Origin of the sequence: Achromobacter sp. Marseille-Q4962 (genome assembly GCF_943737005.1) — a bacterium.
GTDB lineage: Bacteria > Pseudomonadota > Gammaproteobacteria > Burkholderiales > Burkholderiaceae_B > Achromobacter.
On sequence record NZ_CALSFU010000013.1, the window covers coordinates 126705 to 140902 of the forward strand.

The window sequence follows — 14198 nt, forward strand, 5'->3', positions numbered from 1 at the left end:
TGCCCGCCGCCGGCGCGGCCCCATGCGCGACGGGAGCGCCCAGGGCGGCGCGATCCGAGAGGAGACGCCATGACCTCGCCCTCCCAACCCTGCCTGTCCGACATGCTGATGTACCGGCTGTACCAGGCCTGGTCCCAATCCAACCCGGTATTCGTGCGCCTGTGCGAAGGCCGCTTCGGCATCACGCGGCGCGAATGGCGGCTGCTGGCCTGCGCCGTCGAAGGCGGCATCATGAGTTCGGCGGAGCTGGCCGCCGCGGCCAAGCTCGATCTGGTGCGCACCTCCCGCACGCTGGGCGCGCTGTGCGAAAAAGGCTGGGTGCGCCGGCTGCATGCCCAGGCCGACCGGCGCGTGGTGCTGGTCGAGGCCACCGAAGAAGGACGCAGCCGCTACCGCGCCCTGCTGCCCGAGGTGGCGCGGCTCAATGACATGCTGGTGCAGGACCTCAGCGAAGCCGAGGTCGGAATGCTGCGCGACTTCCTCGGCCGCATCGAGCAGCGCGGCCGGCGCATGGCCGAAGAGAACATCGTCACCGACAAGGCCAGCCGCCGCGCCGGCGGCACGCGGCGGGCCCAGTACGCCTAGGCGTGCGGCGAGGGTTCCCCGCGCGCCCGGGCCGGCGCGCCGCCGGCCAGCCGGCGGGCCAGCGCCTTGCGGTCCACCTTGCCCACGGCGTTTTCCGGCAGCGCGTCCACCCAGTGCACCTCGCGCGGCACATAGATGCGGCCCAGGGCTTCGAGCACGGCGGCGCATATCGCCGGCGCCTCGGGCGCGGCCGCGCCCGGCGCGCGCGTCACGAAGGCCACCGGCGCCTCGCCCAGGTCTTCGTCCGGCGCGCCCACCACGCAGCAGGCCGCCACGCCGGGCAGTGCCGCGATCACGCCTTCCACCAGGGCCGGCGAAATGTTCTCGCCGCCGCGGATGATGACGTCCTTGATGCGGCCGGTGATGCTCAGATAGCCGTCCGCGTCGAAGCGGCCCAGATCGCCCGTGCGCAGGATGGCGGGCCGGCCGCCCGTGGCCTGCGCGCCCAGGTAGCCCAGCATGAGGCTGTCGCCCTCGATGCAGATTTCGCCTTCGCCGCCGGGCGGCGCGAGGCTGCCGTCGGCCAGCCGCAGCGTGACCGCCTGTCCCGCCAGTACGGTGCCCACCGTTCCCACCCGCCGCGCGCGCGGCGGATTCATGGTGGAGGTGCAGGTTGCTTCCGACAGCCCGTACGACACCACCAGCGGGCATCCCAGCAACGCCTCGATGCGCCGGTGCAGCGCCTCGGTAATCGGCGCGGAGCCGCAGCGTGCGAAACGCAGACCGCGCAGGCTGGCCGGGTCGAATTCCAGTTCCAGCATGCGGGCGTACATTGTGGGCACGCCGGTCACGATGGTGGGCCGGAAGCGTTCCAGCAGGCCCGGCATGTCCTCGGCGCGGAAACGGCCGGCCAGGACCACGCGCGCGCCGGCCAGCAGGGGCGTGAATATCTGGTTGTTGAGCGCGTTGGTGTGATGCAGCGGCATCACGTGCAGCAGCACGTCGTCCGGCGTCAGCCCGGTGTGCGCCAGCACACCGCGCGCGTTGTTGGCGATTCCCCGGTGGCTGAGCAGCACGCCTTTGGGATTGCCGGTGCTGCCCGAGGTGAAGAGCAGCAGCGCGGGCGCGTCCGGCGCGATGCCCGGCGCCGGCCAGTCTGCGCCTCGGCCCTCCAGCGCGTCATGGCGGATCCGCCGTGCGGCGGGCAGCCCGCTTGCTTCGGCCAGCGGCGCATGGGCCTCGTCGTGCAGCAGCCAGCGCAGGCCCGCAGCGTCGATGCGGCGCGCCGTCTCCCCGGCCGAAATGCGCGGCTCCAGCGGGCAGGGGCAGGCCCCCGCCGCCATCGCGCCCAGCAAGGCGATCACCAGTTCCAGCGAACGCTCCATGGCCACCGCCACGTAGTCGCCCGGTTCCACGCCGGCGCGCGCGAGCCCCTGCGCGGTCCGGCCGACGGCTGCGTGAAGCTGCCCATAGCTGAGCGTGCGCGCCGCATCGGCCAGGGCGGGACGCGCGCGCCAATCCGGATGGCGCCAGCGCCCGGCCCAGGCCCGCACCAGCGTCTCGTGCGAGTCGTCCATGGCCGCCTCCTCAGCGCAAGGACACCGCGGCGTCGCGCTCGAACCGTCCGTCGGGGTCCAGTTCGCGCAGCGCGCGCGCCTCGGCGGCGGTGGGCAGCGCGGTGGGCGCGGCGTCCTGGGCGTCGAACGCGAATCCGGTGCGCTCGCGGACTTCGTCGATGCTGGAATCCGGATGCCAGGATTGCAGCGCCAGCCGCCCGTCGCGCTTGACGAACACCGCGATAGGCGTGACCACGCCGTGAAAGCCGCCCCAGGACGTCATGAAATCCAGGCGCTGCACGAAGGTGCGGCGCGAGTGCTCGGTGCGCCAGGTGCAGGCGCGCCGCGCCGTGGGCAGCATGACCGCGCCGCCGCCCCCGCCAGGCAGGCGGACCTTGGGCGCATGCCAGTCGCCGATGCACGAGTTGTTGGCGCAGCCCGCGCCGTCGATCTGCGCCGCGCCCAGGAAGGTAAGGTCCATGCGGCCGCGCGTGCAGAGGTCGTAGAAATCCTCGTTGGAGAAGATGGACGCGGTGTGCTCGGCCAGCACCGGGTCCGAGCTGGACAACGGCACCTTGGACGGGCGCGGATTCACGCCGCCGGCCACGTTGATGTAGACGAAATCCCAGTCATAGGCGCGCTTGGCCAGCAGGCAGGCCAGCATGGGCAGGGTGGAGTTGACGCCGCTGAAGGTGATCTCGTCCGGCCGGATGAACCGCGCCAGGTTGGTCACGATGTACGAAAAGCCCGACCATTGCTCAGCCATGCGCCACCTCCCGCGCTTCGGGCGCTGCATCCAGGTGCGCCTGCAAGTCGCCGTTTTTGTCCATGTAGGCTTCCACGGCCGGATAGTCGATTTCGTAGTCGGGCCAGCAGGAGCCGGGCCAGGCGCCCCGCGGCGCCACCGCGTAGGCCTGCACCATGAAGAACGGCACCAGCGTGGCCTCGGGCTGGGCCTCGAACACGGCGCTGTCCACCTGCTTCTCGGCCACCACGAGCACCGAGCGCGCCGCGCGCGACATGATGCGGTCCCAGTGCGCGGTGCCGTGCACGCGCACATTGCCCTGCGCGTCCACCTCGCAGGCGTGGATGACGGCGAAGTCCGGCCGGATGGCGGGCACCACCCAGGTGCGCTCGCCGCTGCCATAGGGATCGTCCAGGCATTTCCAGCCGTTCAGCTCGGGCAGGCCGCTGCCGTGCAGCCCGCCGCAAGGCTGGAACGGCACGCCGAAGGCCGCCGCCCGCAGGCCAGCCGTGAGGCTGGCGCAGGCATGCTCTTCCAGGCGGATCTCGCCGCGCTCGACCGCCTTGCGGTACCAGGGCGCCAGCCCGAAATTGCCTTCCATGGCCACGATGCCGGCGCGCACGCGCGCCAGCACGCCGGCCCGGCACAGAATGTCGACGTCGTAGCCGGGCGACTGCTTGATCAGCTCCAGGCCGCGCCGCTTCTGGCGGATCAGTTCGCGCACGAAGGCAAACGGCCCCCGGTGCAGAAAGCTGCCGCCCAGCGCGACCGAGGCGCCGTCGGGCACCAGCGCCGCCAGTTCCTCCAGCGAGCGCAGCTTGTTTTTCTGGTTGAATCCGGAACTCATGTTGTCTCCTTTGCCTGCCCGTTTTCTTTGCCGCCGCGCGGTGGGCGGCATGCGCTAACGGGCCTCCAGATACCGGGCGATACGCTGCTTGAGGCCGGGCTCGGCCGCCGAGCGAACCAGGCGCGCGAGGTCGCCGTCCGGGTCTTCCGCGTCCAGCGCGGCGTACAGCTGCGCGCGCGCCGTGACGGCCAGCCCGCCCGCCACGCGCGCGGCCTCGTCCACTATTCCATCCCATGCCGCCTGCGCGGCCAGCCGGGTGAGAAAGCCGTCGCGCAGCGCCGTTTCGGCGTCGAACGTGGCGGCCTGCTCCAGCACGGCGCGGGCGCGCTCGGCGCCGACCAGCGCGGCATACCGGCGCGTGCCCAGCACCAGCCCGAACTTCAGGCCGGGCATGCGGAAGGTGGCGCCCGCCTCGCCCACGCGCCATTTGCAGGCGCCGGCCAGGTCCACGCCCGCCCCGAAATTGCGCCCGTGCGCGAGCGCCAGCGTGAGGCAGGGCGAGGACGCCAGGCGCTGCAGCAGCGTCTCGATGCGCACGAAGCGCAGCAGCAGGTCGCCTTCGCTCTGCGTTTCCCAGCCGCCGAAATCGAAGCCCGCGCTGAAATTCCTGCCCTCGCCGCGCAGCGCGATGAGCCGGACGCCCCGCGCCGCAGCCTCGTCCACCGCGGCGATCAGCGCCTCCACCAGTTCCGCCGACAGCGCATTCATCTTCTCGGGCCGGGCCAGCGTCAGCATGCACACGCCGTCGCGCCATTCGACCCGCAGCGGCGCGGGCGCGGCGCGGCCCGCGGTTGCGCTCTTCGATCCGCCGGGCTGCGTCATGCCTCTGCCCCCTGGGCCGTATCGCCGCGCCCCAATCCGGCGCGCAGCGCGTCCAGCACTTCCGCATTGTGTTCGCCCAGCGCCGGCGGCCGCAGGCGCACGGCGCTGGTCTGCCCGTCGAAGCGGACGGGCGGGCCGAAGGTGCGCGTGCGCGCGCCGTTGGGCAGATCCAGCGGCTGCACCCAGCCCATGTGCGCCACCTGTTCGTCGGCCAGCACCTCGGAATACGTGTTGATGGGCGCGCAGGGCACGCCGGCCTCGCGGAAGCGCGACAGCCAGTGCGGCGCCTCGTGGGCCGCGAATACGGTTTCCAGAATGCCGCGCAGCTCGGCCTGGTTGCGCGCGCGCGCGCTGGTGTCCACGAAGCGCGGATCGGCAACCAGGTCGGCGCGGCCCACGACCTGGCAGACGCTCTTCCATAGCGCGTTGTTGCCCGCCGCCATGCCGAAATAGCCGTTCTTGCAGCGGAACGCCTGGTAGGGCGCGTTGCGCGGATGGGCGGACCCGAGCTTGGCCGGATCCTTGCCGCTGCCGAAGAATTCCGAGGTCTGCAGCGCCGCGATGCCCAGGGTGGCGCCCAGCATGGGCACGTCGATGTGGGTGCCCTGCCCCGTGGCCGCGGCCGCGCGCAGGGCCGAGGCGATGGCGAACGCGCCGTACAGGCCGGCGGAGAAATCGGCCAGCGGCACGCCGCATTTCACGGGCTCGCCGCCCGGCTCCCCCGTGACGCTCATGATGCCGCTCATGGCCTGGATGGTGAGATCGAAGCCGCCCTCCTGCGCGCGCGGCCCGGACTGCCCGTAAGCGGAAATCGAGCAGTAGACCAGGCGCGGATTGCCGCGCGACAGCGCGGCATAGCCCAGGCCGAGGCGGTCCATCACGCCCGGCCGGTTGTTCTCGATCAGCACGTCCACCGAAAGCGCCAGGTCGCGCGCCAGCGCCAGGTCGCCGGGATGCTTCAGGTTCAGCGTCACCGAGCGCTTGTTGCGATTGAGCGAGGCGAAGTTCTCGCTGTAGCCGTCGGAAAAAGGCGGCCAGCTGCGCAGGGTGTCGCCGCCTTCGGGGTTCTCGACCTTGATTACGTCCGCGCCCATGTCCGCCAGCAGCATGCCGCAAAACGGGCCCGCCGCCACATTGCATATCTCCAGCACCTTGATGCCGGCCAGTGCCGCACTGGGTGTCATGTCTGACCTCTCGTTATTAAAAATCAATATTTGGGATGAACAAAACAATCTAAAGCGCCGCGGCGCAGCAGTGCCATGATCGGGCCTGCTCTCGAACGACTGCAAGGATTCCCCGGGGAAATTAGAACATTCCCTAGGTCGCGTGCTTATTTGTTGACCAGCATATCATCGTGTGGAATTCTTAGTAAAACAATTATTGAAATTTAAGTCCTAAATTTTAGGAAATAATAAGAGGCCGTACACGCGTCAAGCCGCGCATGCCGGCCCGCCCATGCCAAGGAGACGAAAGATGAAGATCCTGTTGCGCCTGGCCCTGGCGGGCGCGGCGCTGGCCCTGGCGGCCGGCCCCGCGGCTGCGGACACCTGGCCGTCCAAACCCGTGCGCATGGTCGTGCCGTTTCCGCCGGGCGGCGCCACCGACGCCGCGGCCCGCATCTACGCCCAGCACCTGGGCGACGAGATCGGCCAGCCCGTGGTGGTGGAGAACAAGGGCGGCGCGGGCGGAGAGATCGGCGCCGAGTACGTGGCCAAATCCGCGCCCGACGGCTACACCCTGCTCATGGGCGCGGTGGGCAGCCACGCCATCCATGCCGCCCTGCCGGACAAGCCGGGCTATGACTTCGCCACCGCCTTCGTCGGCGTGTCCATGGCGACCAGCATGCCCATGGCGCTGGCCGTCAACGCCAGCGTGCCGGCGCGCAATGCGCAGGAGCTCATCGCCCTGGCCAAGCGCAAGCCCGGCACGCTCACGTTCGGCTCGGCGGGCAACGGCACCTCGCAACACATGGCGGGCGAACTCTTCCAGGTCGTCACCGGCGTCCGCCTCATGCATGTTCCGTACCGTGGCAGCGGGCCGGCCATTACCGACCTGCTGGGCGGGCAGATCGACCTCGTGATCGAGACCCTGCCCGCCTTGCTGCCGCAGCTCGCCAGCGGCAAGATCCGGCTGCTCGGCGTCACGACCGCCACGCGGGCCACGGCGCTGCCCGACCTGCCCACGCTGGCCGAGCAAGGCGTCAAGGACTATTCCGTGGCCACCGCCTATGCGCTGCTCGCGCCCGCGGGCACGCCGCAGGCCATCGTGGACCGGCTCTCCGAAGGCATGCGCAAGGCCGCCGCCCTGCCGGCGGTGCGGCAGGCCGCGCTCAGGCTGGGCGCCGACGCGGTAGCGACCACGCCGGCCGAAACCACCCGCGTGCTCAGGCAGGAAGTCGCGCGCTGGGCCGACGTGGTGCGCCTGTCGGCGGCGCGCCGATGAATCCACCGGGCGCGGGCCCCGTGCCGTCAAGCCGGTGCCGTCGACGCCACCCGCTTTTCCCCGCGGGCCGCGGCGACGCGGAAGCGCGCCTACTGGCCCAGATAGCCGCCCCGGTAGCCCATGCCCCGCGACACCGCCTGCGCACAGGCGGCCACCTCGGGAGCCAGCTGCTTCATCCGGGCCGGGCCGAGGCGGTCCAGCGGACCGGAGATGCCCACCGCCGCCACGGGCTGGTCCAGGCTGTTGAGGATGGTCACGGCCAGCCCGCCCACGCCTTCGCGCCACTCGCCACGGTTCACGGCGTAGCCGGCCCGCGCGATCTTGCGCAGCTCTTCCTTGAGCAGCGGCAGCGAAACCAGCGTGGCGGGCGTGTGGCGCACGAGCTGGTCTTCGTAGCGGTCCACATAGCCCTCCGGCTGGTAGGCCAGCAGGGCCTTGCCCGTGGCCACGGCATAGGCCGGCGCGCGGCCGCCTATCATCGAATAGGCGCGGATGGGCTGCGGGCTGTCGATCTTGTCCACGTACACCACGTCGAAACCATCCAGTACCGACAGGTGCACGGTTTCGCCGGTCAGGTCGGCCAGCGCCCGCATATGCGGCGCGGCCAGCTTGCGCACGTCGAGCTGGGCCAGTTGCCGGGCGGCCAGTTCGAACAGCCGGATGGCGCCGCGATAGCCGCCGCCTTCCTCGTCCTTGACCACGTAGCCGGCATGGATCAGCGTCTGCAAGGTGCGGTGCGTGTTGCTCCGGGTGAGTCCCACGCGCGCGGCCAGCGCGTCGATAGTGCGCGGCGGATTGTCCACGTCCGTCACCGCTTCGAGCACCATCAGGCCCTTGAGCAGGGTTTTGTCCATGTTTGCATGTTTCCCAATATTTAGGACATGAACATAGCATGACCGCGGCCCCCGCGATAGCCGCCCTGCTTCCGGGCTTGCGGCGCGGGATCAGCGCAGCGCGGCGCGCACCGCTTCCGAGCGGTCCCAGAGATTGGGCAGTTGGGCGGACGAATAGCCCGACACGAAGGGTTTGGCCTGGCCGGTGGCCGGGTCGTATACGTGGCGCGCCACCGCGCCGATATTGCCGCCGTACATGTGCACGCTGATCGAAACGCGGTCGGCGTGCGCGTTGGAAACGCGATGGATGTCGCCCTCCTGCGGCGACAGGCGCGCCACCTGGCCGGGGCGCAGGGTCGCGGGCTCGCCCCGCGGCGCAACGCGGCCGTCCGGCAGGCGCGCATAGCGCTGGTCGATCTCCGCGCCGCGCAGCATGCCCACGTAGCCCCATACCTCATGGTCGTGCACGGGCGTGGACTGGCCCGGCCCCCAGACGAAGCTCACCACGCAGAAACGCTCGAGCGGATCGCAATGCAGGAGATATTGCTGGTAATACTGCGGATGCGGCTGGGCACAGGCGGGCGGCAGCCAGTCGTCGTGGCTGACCAGCTCGGCCAGCGCCGCCTCCAGGCGCGGGCTTTGCGCCAGCCCTTCGGGCGTTGCCAATCGCGTGGCCTCGGCAATAAAGCGGCGCAGCCGCTCCAGGCCGGCGGGCGTCTCGGGCATGCTGGGTCTCCGGGCCGCGGTCGATGCGCGGCAATCAAGGTAAGGAAGCGATGAAAAATCCTACATGAAAGACGGGCCGGCCACGATCCGGGATATCCGCCTCCCCCTCGACGCCGGCACCGACCGCAGCGCGCCGCGCGACGCCGCTTGACAGCCGCCAGCCGTCCGTGCAGCGTATCGCACGCACGACAAGGCAGGAAATGACAACTACGCATCAGGACATTCCCCCGGCGCTTGCCCGCGCGCTGCGCGAAGCGCGGCGCATCGTTGTCTTCACGGGCGCCGGGGTATCGGCCGAAAGCGGCATCGCGACATTCCGCGACGCGCTCACGGGGCTGTGGTCGCGCTTCGACGCGCAGGCGCTCGCCACCCCTGAAGCCTTTCGCGCCCACCCCGACGTGGTCTGGGGCTGGTACGAATGGCGCCGCGCCCAGTCGCTGCGCGCCCGGCCCAATCCCGCGCACCTGGCCATCGCCGAACTGGCCCGGCGCGGCGCCGAGGTAACGGTCGTCACGCAGAACGTGGATGACCTGCACGAGCGCGCCGGCAGCGCCGGCGTGCTGCACCTGCACGGCAGCCTGCACGCGCCGCGATGCTCGGCCTGCGGCCAGCCCTGGCGCCCGGAAGCGGACCCGCCGGAAGACCCCGGCGAGGGCAGACGCATCATGCCGCCGGCTTGCGGCGCCTGCGGCGCGCCGGTGCGGCCGGGCGTGGTGTGGTTCGGCGAAAGCCTGCCGGCGCGGGCCTGGCAAGAAGCGCGCGGCGCGGCCGAGCGCTGCGACCTGCTGCTGAGCGTGGGCACGTCAGCGCTGGTGTATCCGGCCGCGGAACTGCCCCTGCTGGCGCTGTCCAAGGGCGCCGTGGTCGCGCAGGTGAACCCGGCCGCCACCCCGCTCGATGCGCGCGCCCACCACAATCTGCACGGCCCGGCGGCGACGCTGCTGCCCGCGCTGCTGCGGGCGTCGGGACTGCGACATTCCGGCTGAAAACCGGGGGCGCATCGAGGCGCGGGGAAACCCCAAATCCCAGCTGGCCCGCGCGCGGCTACATTGGCGGAAAAATCTGGCACGGAGGCCTATCATCACGTTTTCCTGGAGACTGCCCGACGTTTTCGTGCGCTCGGCCGACGGTGTGCTGCACCGTGTGATCCGCCACGCCACGACGCGGGAAACCATTGCCAAGCTGGAAAGCACGTCCAGCAATCTGCACCTGGACTGCGAATGCCGGCTCGACAACGGCGAGCCGCTATGCTGGATCGGCGGCAACCAGTATCGCCAGGTGCGCGGCAACGCGATCTACACGGCCGACGCCGCGCCGGGCCCCCGGCAGCGTGAAGTGCGCAACAGCATGGCGCCGCGCAGGGACGCGCCCGCGCGCCGGCGCGACACCCCGCTGGCGCGCGGGCTTCCGCGGGCGGTGCTGAGTCTCAAGACCGGCAACGACTGGAGCCTGATCCGCGCATGGCGGGAACATCTCAACATCAGCACGCAGGAAATGGCGACCCGGCTGGGCGTGGATCATTCGATCTACGTCGACCTGGAGCGTCCCCGGCCGCAGCCGCGGCCCTCCGTGCTGGAACGCGTTTCACACGCGCTTGGCGTCGCGCCCGAGCAGCTCGATGACTCCCAACTGGGCGAGCATCGCTGACGCCCCGCCCCCGCGGCTGGAACCTTTTCCCTCCAGCCCGCGGGCGGGCTTTCTTCCTCTCCCATGAACCCGACGTGGAGGTAGCAGGAATGCACGGAACCGCAAGACGACTGACGGATGTACTGGCAACCGCCCCCGACGGCACGCTCTACCGCATCGAGCGTTTTGTGGCAGACCCCGACGCCTATTCCGCGCTGGGCACGTCCCGTTTCGATCCCAGCACCCATTGCTACTGCCGCACCAGTTCCGGCGAGAAAGTGGCCTGGCTGGGCGGCCAGGTCTACCAACTGCTCAAGAGCGGCACGTCGCTCACCGCGCTCGACCGCCGGGTCGTCTGACCGCGCGCCAGCCTGGCCGGCCGGGAAACGTCGCGGCATGGACATGCGGGAACGACGCTCGCGGCTGCCGATCGGGATTGCCCGTCGAGGTTGCCGGCCGGGCTTGCCGGCCGGGGCTTGCCGACCGGGGCTTGCTGTTACGGGGTTGGCCAGTGCGGGGCTGCCTGCCGGGCACAGCCCATTGATGACGCGGCGGGCGCATCGACGCGCCAGGCTCGCCTGCGGAACAGGGATATGCAGGCGGAAAGAGGGGTGGCGCGCCCGGCAGGATTCGAACCTACGACCCCCTGGTTCGTAGCCAGGTACTCTATCCAGCTGAGCTACGGGCGCGCTAAAGAGGCGTGTTTATACCATGTCCGCGCGCCAGCGGGCAAATCAGACAGGACGGGCGCGCCGGAGCTTGCGCGAGATCAAAGGCCCGCGGCCCATCCGTGGTTACGCTGGAACCAGCCCCGCCGCATGACATGACTTCGGCCGACGGCCGGAGATTTCCGCGCGAGCCGGGCGCGCGCAATCCTGGATCGCCGAAATGGCCAAGAAATTCCCACTGCATCCCAAACACCCCGAACGCATCTGCTGGGGCTGCGACCGCTACTGTCCTACCGAATCCCTCGCCTGCGGAAACGGCTCGGGCCGCACCATGCACCCGGCCGAGCTGCTGGGCGAGGACTGGTACACCGTGGGCGACTGGGGGCTGGACGAAACGCCCTGCGACGAACCCGAGCCGCCGCCGGCCCACGCGCCCTCTCGCTAAGGGTTAGCCATTGGCAGGCTGGCAGGCGCGGTTGCGCAGAGCCGCGACGCCGCGGCGCGGCAACCGCATCAGTCTCGCGCAAAACAAAAAGGCCTTCGATACGCAATCAAAGGCCTTTTTCGATTTTGCCGCGGGATTCCCTCGGCTCGTCTTGCAGCTTAATTTTCAGCTTGCTTCGCAAGCTTATTCTCGCGCTTGTTTTTCTTCTGCTTGCTCGTCTGGTTTTGCTTTTCTTTTGCTCTTTGCTTATGTGGCGCGCCCGGCAGGATTCGAACCTACGACCCCCTGGTTCGTAGCCAGGTACTCTATCCAGCTGAGCTACGGGCGCTCCGGCAAAGAGGCAAAATTATATCAGAAAAATAATCATGCCATCGTTGCTGCATAATCAATCAGGCATTTCCGGCTGCGCACCGATTTGATTCGGGTGATTCGATTCATCATTCGATCGAACCGGCGCCGCCTGCTCTGCTTTCCTGATTTCTTGTTTTTCAGCCACATCAAAAGAAATGGCGCGCCCGGCAGGATTCGAACCTACGACCCCCTGGTTCGTAGCCAGGTACTCTATCCAGCTGAGCTACGGGCGCTTGAAAAAGCAAGCTTTGAATCATAGCGGTATTTCACCAACTCCGCAACTGGTCAAAAGCCGCGCCCTTCTCCCGCGTACAGCCTGCGGACAGCAATCGGTCATACCGCCAGGGCCTTGAGTCTCTGGTTCTTGAGTCTCTCGTCTTAAGGCCGTTCGATGCCGGCCGTCATCCGGCGAGCCCGCGGCGCAATGACAGGGCGCCGCTTTCCGCGCAAGGTCCATCCTGCGCCTGGGCACGCGCGGGCAGGGCTTGCGATGAACGGACAGGCTGTCCTGGGCGCTACCCGGCCCGCGCCAGCTCCGCAGGCACTTTCCAGGAATGTGAGCGGGTTCCCCCGAAGCGCCTGCAAGAGTACCGGCCGATATGGTGAGTTATCCAGGAAGGAGCGGGGACAACGTGAGGCAAAGAAAAACCCGCAGAGCGTTAGCTGCTGCGGGTTTTGAGACATCGCGGTTCAACGCGGCATCCGTATTTGGCGGAGACGGTGGGAGCAAATTCTAAAACAAAATCAATAGCCTAAAATTTAAATACCATGAATCATGCCACATATGCAACGCAAACCGTATCCGACCCGATACGCATACCTCCACACGGAGCTCAACGGCGAGCCGGCGGTGCAGTGGTGCAAGCTAGGAACGCTCAAGCACGGTTGCGTTCTCTGGCGTAGCCCGCCGAGTTTGGTCCCGTTGATTTGTCCACACAGTCGCGTAGTCACGAGTGACACCCTTGGCATGCCCGTAACCGTCTGAATCAAAACTTCGGCGGCGCGCTCTTCGCGCCCCGTGGATAACACAGCAGCAACGCTGCACACCCCTTCCCAACGCCGGCCGCTCCCCTGGCGGCATTCCTGCCCCCCCGCGGGCAACCCAGGATTTTCCCATGAGGCATCCACACGTGGCGGGCGCGCGCGCGCCCCGCAGCTTTGACGCGCCCTATGAATTCCCCTCCACCGCCCGCGCCGCCCGGCACGCCGCCCGGCTCTGGTTCCAGACGGAAACCGAGCTGACGGCCGCTCAGTTCCGGGACGAGCGTTTCCGGGAGCACTGCGCCGGTCGCAAAGACAGCCAGGTGGAGTACCGGATCCGCCGGGCGGCGTTTCACCGGGCATTCGCCGAGGCCATCGGACATATCGTCGTGGAGGAGGGCCGATTCCATGCGGCAACTGCTTGAATGCCCGGTAACTTTTCGCCTGTCTGCCGATGCTCATCGCCGGTACGAGGCAGCCGCCAAACACTCAGGCATGAGCCTGTCGCAGTATCTACGAGCTCGGCTGGAAACTGAAGACACGGTCGCGGACCAGGTGGCGCAGCTCCGGCTGACCCTGCTGGATGCAGGGCCAGACGCGGCCCAGCCTGAACGCGCCGGCACGGCACCGATTCTCACGGAGCTTCTGCTGCTGGCACGCCGCGCAGCCGCGCCGGGCGATCTGCGAGCTGTCCACGCCGAACTCGAACGCCAGGGCGTCCGCCCTTGGACCCCTGACCGGCACCAGGAGCTGCCGGAATAACCGCCTGGCCAGTCCGGCCGACATATCCCTGGAGTAATCATGCAAGCCAAAATTCTGGCCACCGCCTTCACGGTGGCCTGCCTTCTCTCGGCCTGCGGTTTTGTGCCGCCGGCCCCTCCGATGCCCGACGACAGCAATCGGGTGGCCATTAATCACGGCGATCCGCGCAAGACGCAGGACGCGGACAAGTTCGCCTCGGCCCCCGCACCTGCCGAGCCGGTCAAGATTGCGCTCGACCAGACCGCCCAGGCGAGTCCATCGGCCACCTCGCCTGTGCCGGCGGCTTCCACACCCGTCTCCGGCAAGCCGCAGCCCCCTGCGATCCCTGTGCCGCCGGCACCGCCCAAACCGCATACGCCGGCCGCCGCTCCTGCGACCTCCGACAAAGCACTCGCCACCACGCCGACCGACGCCGTCCAACCGATGGCTGAAACGAACGCGCCCATCGTGGCCAGCTCTGCTCTCGTTCCGACGACAGACGCCCTGGCGAGCCTTCCGACGAGTGCCGACAGCACGCCGGCGCCGCCTTCGGCACCGGAGCCCGCACCGCAACCGATCGTCGTCAAGGAGGTCTGGCACCTCAGTCCCGATGACGGCACGGTTCGCCAGGCTCTGACGCGCTGGGCGGCCAAGGCGGGTTGGACCTTCGGTCCCGATCAGTGGGAACTCAACTTCGACCTTCCCATCCAGGCACCGGCAGAGTTCGAAGCCGAATCGTTCCAGGAAGCCACCCAGGCGCTTTCGCAGGCCATTGCCATGACCGAATCGCCCGTGCGGCCATGTTTCTATGCCAATCGCGTGCTGCGTGTAATCCCGTTCACCCGCAGCTGCAACCGCGCCCCAGCCGCAACGCTGCAACCCTGAGCGCG

At 69.0% G+C, this 14198-nt stretch carries 16 protein-coding genes and 3 tRNA genes; 9 read left to right on the forward strand and 10 right to left on the reverse strand.

Going from position 1 to position 14198, the window contains the following annotated elements:
- Window positions 1-69: 69 nt before the first annotated feature.
- Window positions 70-585 (forward strand): MarR family winged helix-turn-helix transcriptional regulator, encoded by a 516-nt coding sequence (locus tag NGJ44_RS13345; protein WP_053246187.1) that lies wholly within the window; start codon window positions 70-72, stop codon window positions 583-585.
- On the opposite strand, the gene NGJ44_RS13350 is transcribed toward NGJ44_RS13345, so the two are convergent.
- The 5 genes from NGJ44_RS13350 to NGJ44_RS13370 are packed head-to-tail and all read right to left on the reverse strand — an operon-like array spanning window position 582 to window position 5679.
- Window positions 582-2102 carry a class I adenylate-forming enzyme family protein gene (locus NGJ44_RS13350; protein ID WP_251864218.1) on the reverse strand — a complete coding sequence of 507 codons (1521 nt, stop codon included), beginning with the start codon at window positions 2100-2102 and terminating at the stop codon, window positions 582-584. The two genes, NGJ44_RS13345 and NGJ44_RS13350, sit on opposite strands and share 4 nt — an antisense overlap.
- 10 nt (window positions 2103-2112) lie before the next feature.
- Window positions 2113-2847, reverse strand: a complete 735-nt coding sequence (locus NGJ44_RS13355) for a CoA-transferase subunit beta (RefSeq protein WP_251864219.1) — start codon at window positions 2845-2847, stop codon at window positions 2113-2115.
- Window positions 2840-3673: a CoA transferase subunit A gene (locus NGJ44_RS13360; RefSeq protein ID WP_053245709.1), complete on the reverse strand. Its 834-nt coding sequence runs from the start codon at window positions 3671-3673 to the stop codon at window positions 2840-2842. The genes NGJ44_RS13355 and NGJ44_RS13360 overlap by 8 nt, the downstream gene beginning before the upstream one ends.
- A gap of 54 nt (window positions 3674-3727) precedes the next feature.
- Entirely contained in the window at window positions 3728-4495 is a 768-nt protein-coding gene (locus NGJ44_RS13365) for an enoyl-CoA hydratase/isomerase family protein (protein ID WP_286012358.1), read from the reverse strand.
- Window positions 4492-5679: a CaiB/BaiF CoA transferase family protein gene (locus tag NGJ44_RS13370; RefSeq protein WP_251864220.1), complete on the reverse strand. Its 1188-nt coding sequence runs from the start codon at window positions 5677-5679 to the stop codon at window positions 4492-4494. The genes NGJ44_RS13365 and NGJ44_RS13370 overlap by 4 nt, the downstream gene beginning before the upstream one ends.
- A gap of 289 nt (window positions 5680-5968) precedes the next feature.
- On the opposite strand from NGJ44_RS13370, the gene NGJ44_RS13375 reads away from it, so the two are divergent.
- Window positions 5969-6937: a tripartite tricarboxylate transporter substrate binding protein gene (locus NGJ44_RS13375; protein ID WP_053245708.1), complete on the forward strand. Its 969-nt coding sequence runs from the start codon at window positions 5969-5971 to the stop codon at window positions 6935-6937.
- Window positions 6938-7026: 89 nt separating this feature from the next.
- Here NGJ44_RS13375 and NGJ44_RS13380 read toward each other — a convergent pair whose 3' ends face one another.
- Window positions 7027-7791 carry an IclR family transcriptional regulator gene (locus NGJ44_RS13380; protein ID WP_053245707.1) on the reverse strand — a complete coding sequence of 255 codons (765 nt, stop codon included), beginning with the start codon at window positions 7789-7791 and terminating at the stop codon, window positions 7027-7029.
- Between the two features lie 90 nt (window positions 7792-7881).
- On the reverse strand, window positions 7882-8496 hold the full coding sequence (locus NGJ44_RS13385; protein WP_082308431.1) for a cysteine dioxygenase family protein: 615 nt from the start codon (window positions 8494-8496) through the stop codon (window positions 7882-7884).
- Between the two features lie 200 nt (window positions 8497-8696).
- Between NGJ44_RS13385 and NGJ44_RS13390 the strand changes: the two genes are divergently transcribed.
- The 3 genes from NGJ44_RS13390 to NGJ44_RS13400 all read left to right on the forward strand — a co-directional run bounded on the left by NGJ44_RS13390 (window position 8697) and on the right by NGJ44_RS13400 (window position 10481).
- Complete coding sequence (locus NGJ44_RS13390; protein WP_251864221.1) at window positions 8697-9482, forward strand: SIR2 family NAD-dependent protein deacylase; 786 nt, start codon at window positions 8697-8699, stop codon at window positions 9480-9482.
- A 127-nt stretch (window positions 9483-9609) separates the two neighbouring features.
- Window positions 9610-10143 (forward strand): helix-turn-helix domain-containing protein, encoded by a 534-nt coding sequence (locus tag NGJ44_RS13395; protein ID WP_251864222.1) that lies wholly within the window; start codon window positions 9610-9612, stop codon window positions 10141-10143.
- A gap of 89 nt (window positions 10144-10232) precedes the next feature.
- Window positions 10233-10481 (forward strand): hypothetical protein, encoded by a 249-nt coding sequence (locus NGJ44_RS13400; protein ID WP_200908048.1) that lies wholly within the window; start codon window positions 10233-10235, stop codon window positions 10479-10481.
- 253 nt (window positions 10482-10734) lie between these two features.
- Here the strand turns inward: NGJ44_RS13400 and NGJ44_RS13405 are convergent.
- A tRNA-Arg gene (locus NGJ44_RS13405) sits at window positions 10735-10811 on the reverse strand.
- Window positions 10812-11010: 199 nt separating this feature from the next.
- Here NGJ44_RS13405 and NGJ44_RS13410 point away from each other — a divergent pair.
- Window positions 11011-11235 carry a DUF3079 domain-containing protein gene (locus tag NGJ44_RS13410; RefSeq protein WP_053245704.1) on the forward strand — a complete coding sequence of 75 codons (225 nt, stop codon included), beginning with the start codon at window positions 11011-11013 and terminating at the stop codon, window positions 11233-11235.
- Window positions 11236-11486: 251 nt separating this feature from the next.
- Here NGJ44_RS13410 and NGJ44_RS13415 read toward each other — a convergent pair.
- Together NGJ44_RS13415 and NGJ44_RS13420 are read right to left on the reverse strand one after the other, a co-directional pair.
- Window positions 11487-11563, reverse strand: a tRNA-Arg gene (locus NGJ44_RS13415).
- A gap of 179 nt (window positions 11564-11742) precedes the next feature.
- Window positions 11743-11819: transfer RNA gene (locus NGJ44_RS13420), tRNA-Arg, on the reverse strand.
- Window positions 11820-12701: 882 nt separating this feature from the next.
- On the opposite strand from NGJ44_RS13420, the gene NGJ44_RS13425 reads away from it, so the two are divergent.
- From NGJ44_RS13425 to NGJ44_RS13435, 3 genes are read left to right on the forward strand one after another with little or no spacing between them, the layout of a single operon-like run.
- Complete coding sequence (locus NGJ44_RS13425; protein WP_152967943.1) at window positions 12702-12992, forward strand: hypothetical protein; 291 nt, start codon at window positions 12702-12704, stop codon at window positions 12990-12992.
- Window positions 12976-13329 carry a hypothetical protein gene (locus NGJ44_RS13430; RefSeq protein WP_235488640.1) on the forward strand — a complete coding sequence of 118 codons (354 nt, stop codon included), beginning with the start codon at window positions 12976-12978 and terminating at the stop codon, window positions 13327-13329. The genes NGJ44_RS13425 and NGJ44_RS13430 overlap by 17 nt, the downstream gene beginning before the upstream one ends.
- 39 nt (window positions 13330-13368) lie before the next feature.
- Window positions 13369-14193, forward strand: coding sequence for a toxin co-regulated pilus biosynthesis Q family protein (locus NGJ44_RS13435; protein ID WP_251864223.1), 825 nt, complete (start codon window positions 13369-13371; stop codon window positions 14191-14193).
- Window positions 14194-14198: the final 5 nt, after the last annotated feature.

What these genes read in the sequence shown, in the direction of transcription:
- NGJ44_RS13355 (WP_251864219.1), bottom strand. Translation starts at nt 2,847, where the DNA reads ATGGCTGAGCAATGGTCGGGCTTTTCGTACATCGTGACCAACCTGGCG.
- NGJ44_RS13385 (WP_082308431.1), bottom strand. Translation starts at nt 8,496, where the DNA reads ATGCCCGAGACGCCCGCCGGCCTGGAGCGGCTGCGCCGCTTTATTGCC.
- NGJ44_RS13430 (WP_235488640.1), top strand. Translation starts at nt 12,976, where the DNA reads ATGCGGCAACTGCTTGAATGCCCGGTAACTTTTCGCCTGTCTGCCGAT.
- NGJ44_RS13360 (WP_053245709.1), bottom strand. Translation starts at nt 3,673, where the DNA reads ATGAGTTCCGGATTCAACCAGAAAAACAAGCTGCGCTCGCTGGAGGAA.
- NGJ44_RS13380 (WP_053245707.1), bottom strand. Translation starts at nt 7,791, where the DNA reads ATGGACAAAACCCTGCTCAAGGGCCTGATGGTGCTCGAAGCGGTGACG.
- NGJ44_RS13390 (WP_251864221.1), top strand. Translation starts at nt 8,697, where the DNA reads ATGACAACTACGCATCAGGACATTCCCCCGGCGCTTGCCCGCGCGCTG.
- NGJ44_RS13435 (WP_251864223.1), top strand. Translation starts at nt 13,369, where the DNA reads ATGCAAGCCAAAATTCTGGCCACCGCCTTCACGGTGGCCTGCCTTCTC.
- NGJ44_RS13410 (WP_053245704.1), top strand. Translation starts at nt 11,011, where the DNA reads ATGGCCAAGAAATTCCCACTGCATCCCAAACACCCCGAACGCATCTGC.
- NGJ44_RS13370 (WP_251864220.1), bottom strand. Translation starts at nt 5,679, where the DNA reads ATGACACCCAGTGCGGCACTGGCCGGCATCAAGGTGCTGGAGATATGC.
- NGJ44_RS13375 (WP_053245708.1), top strand. Translation starts at nt 5,969, where the DNA reads ATGAAGATCCTGTTGCGCCTGGCCCTGGCGGGCGCGGCGCTGGCCCTG.
- NGJ44_RS13350 (WP_251864218.1), bottom strand. Translation starts at nt 2,102, where the DNA reads ATGGACGACTCGCACGAGACGCTGGTGCGGGCCTGGGCCGGGCGCTGG.
- NGJ44_RS13425 (WP_152967943.1), top strand. Translation starts at nt 12,702, where the DNA reads ATGAGGCATCCACACGTGGCGGGCGCGCGCGCGCCCCGCAGCTTTGAC.
- NGJ44_RS13345 (WP_053246187.1), top strand. Translation starts at nt 70, where the DNA reads ATGACCTCGCCCTCCCAACCCTGCCTGTCCGACATGCTGATGTACCGG.
- NGJ44_RS13400 (WP_200908048.1), top strand. Translation starts at nt 10,233, where the DNA reads ATGCACGGAACCGCAAGACGACTGACGGATGTACTGGCAACCGCCCCC.
- NGJ44_RS13365 (WP_286012358.1), bottom strand. Translation starts at nt 4,495, where the DNA reads ATGACGCAGCCCGGCGGATCGAAGAGCGCAACCGCGGGCCGCGCCGCG.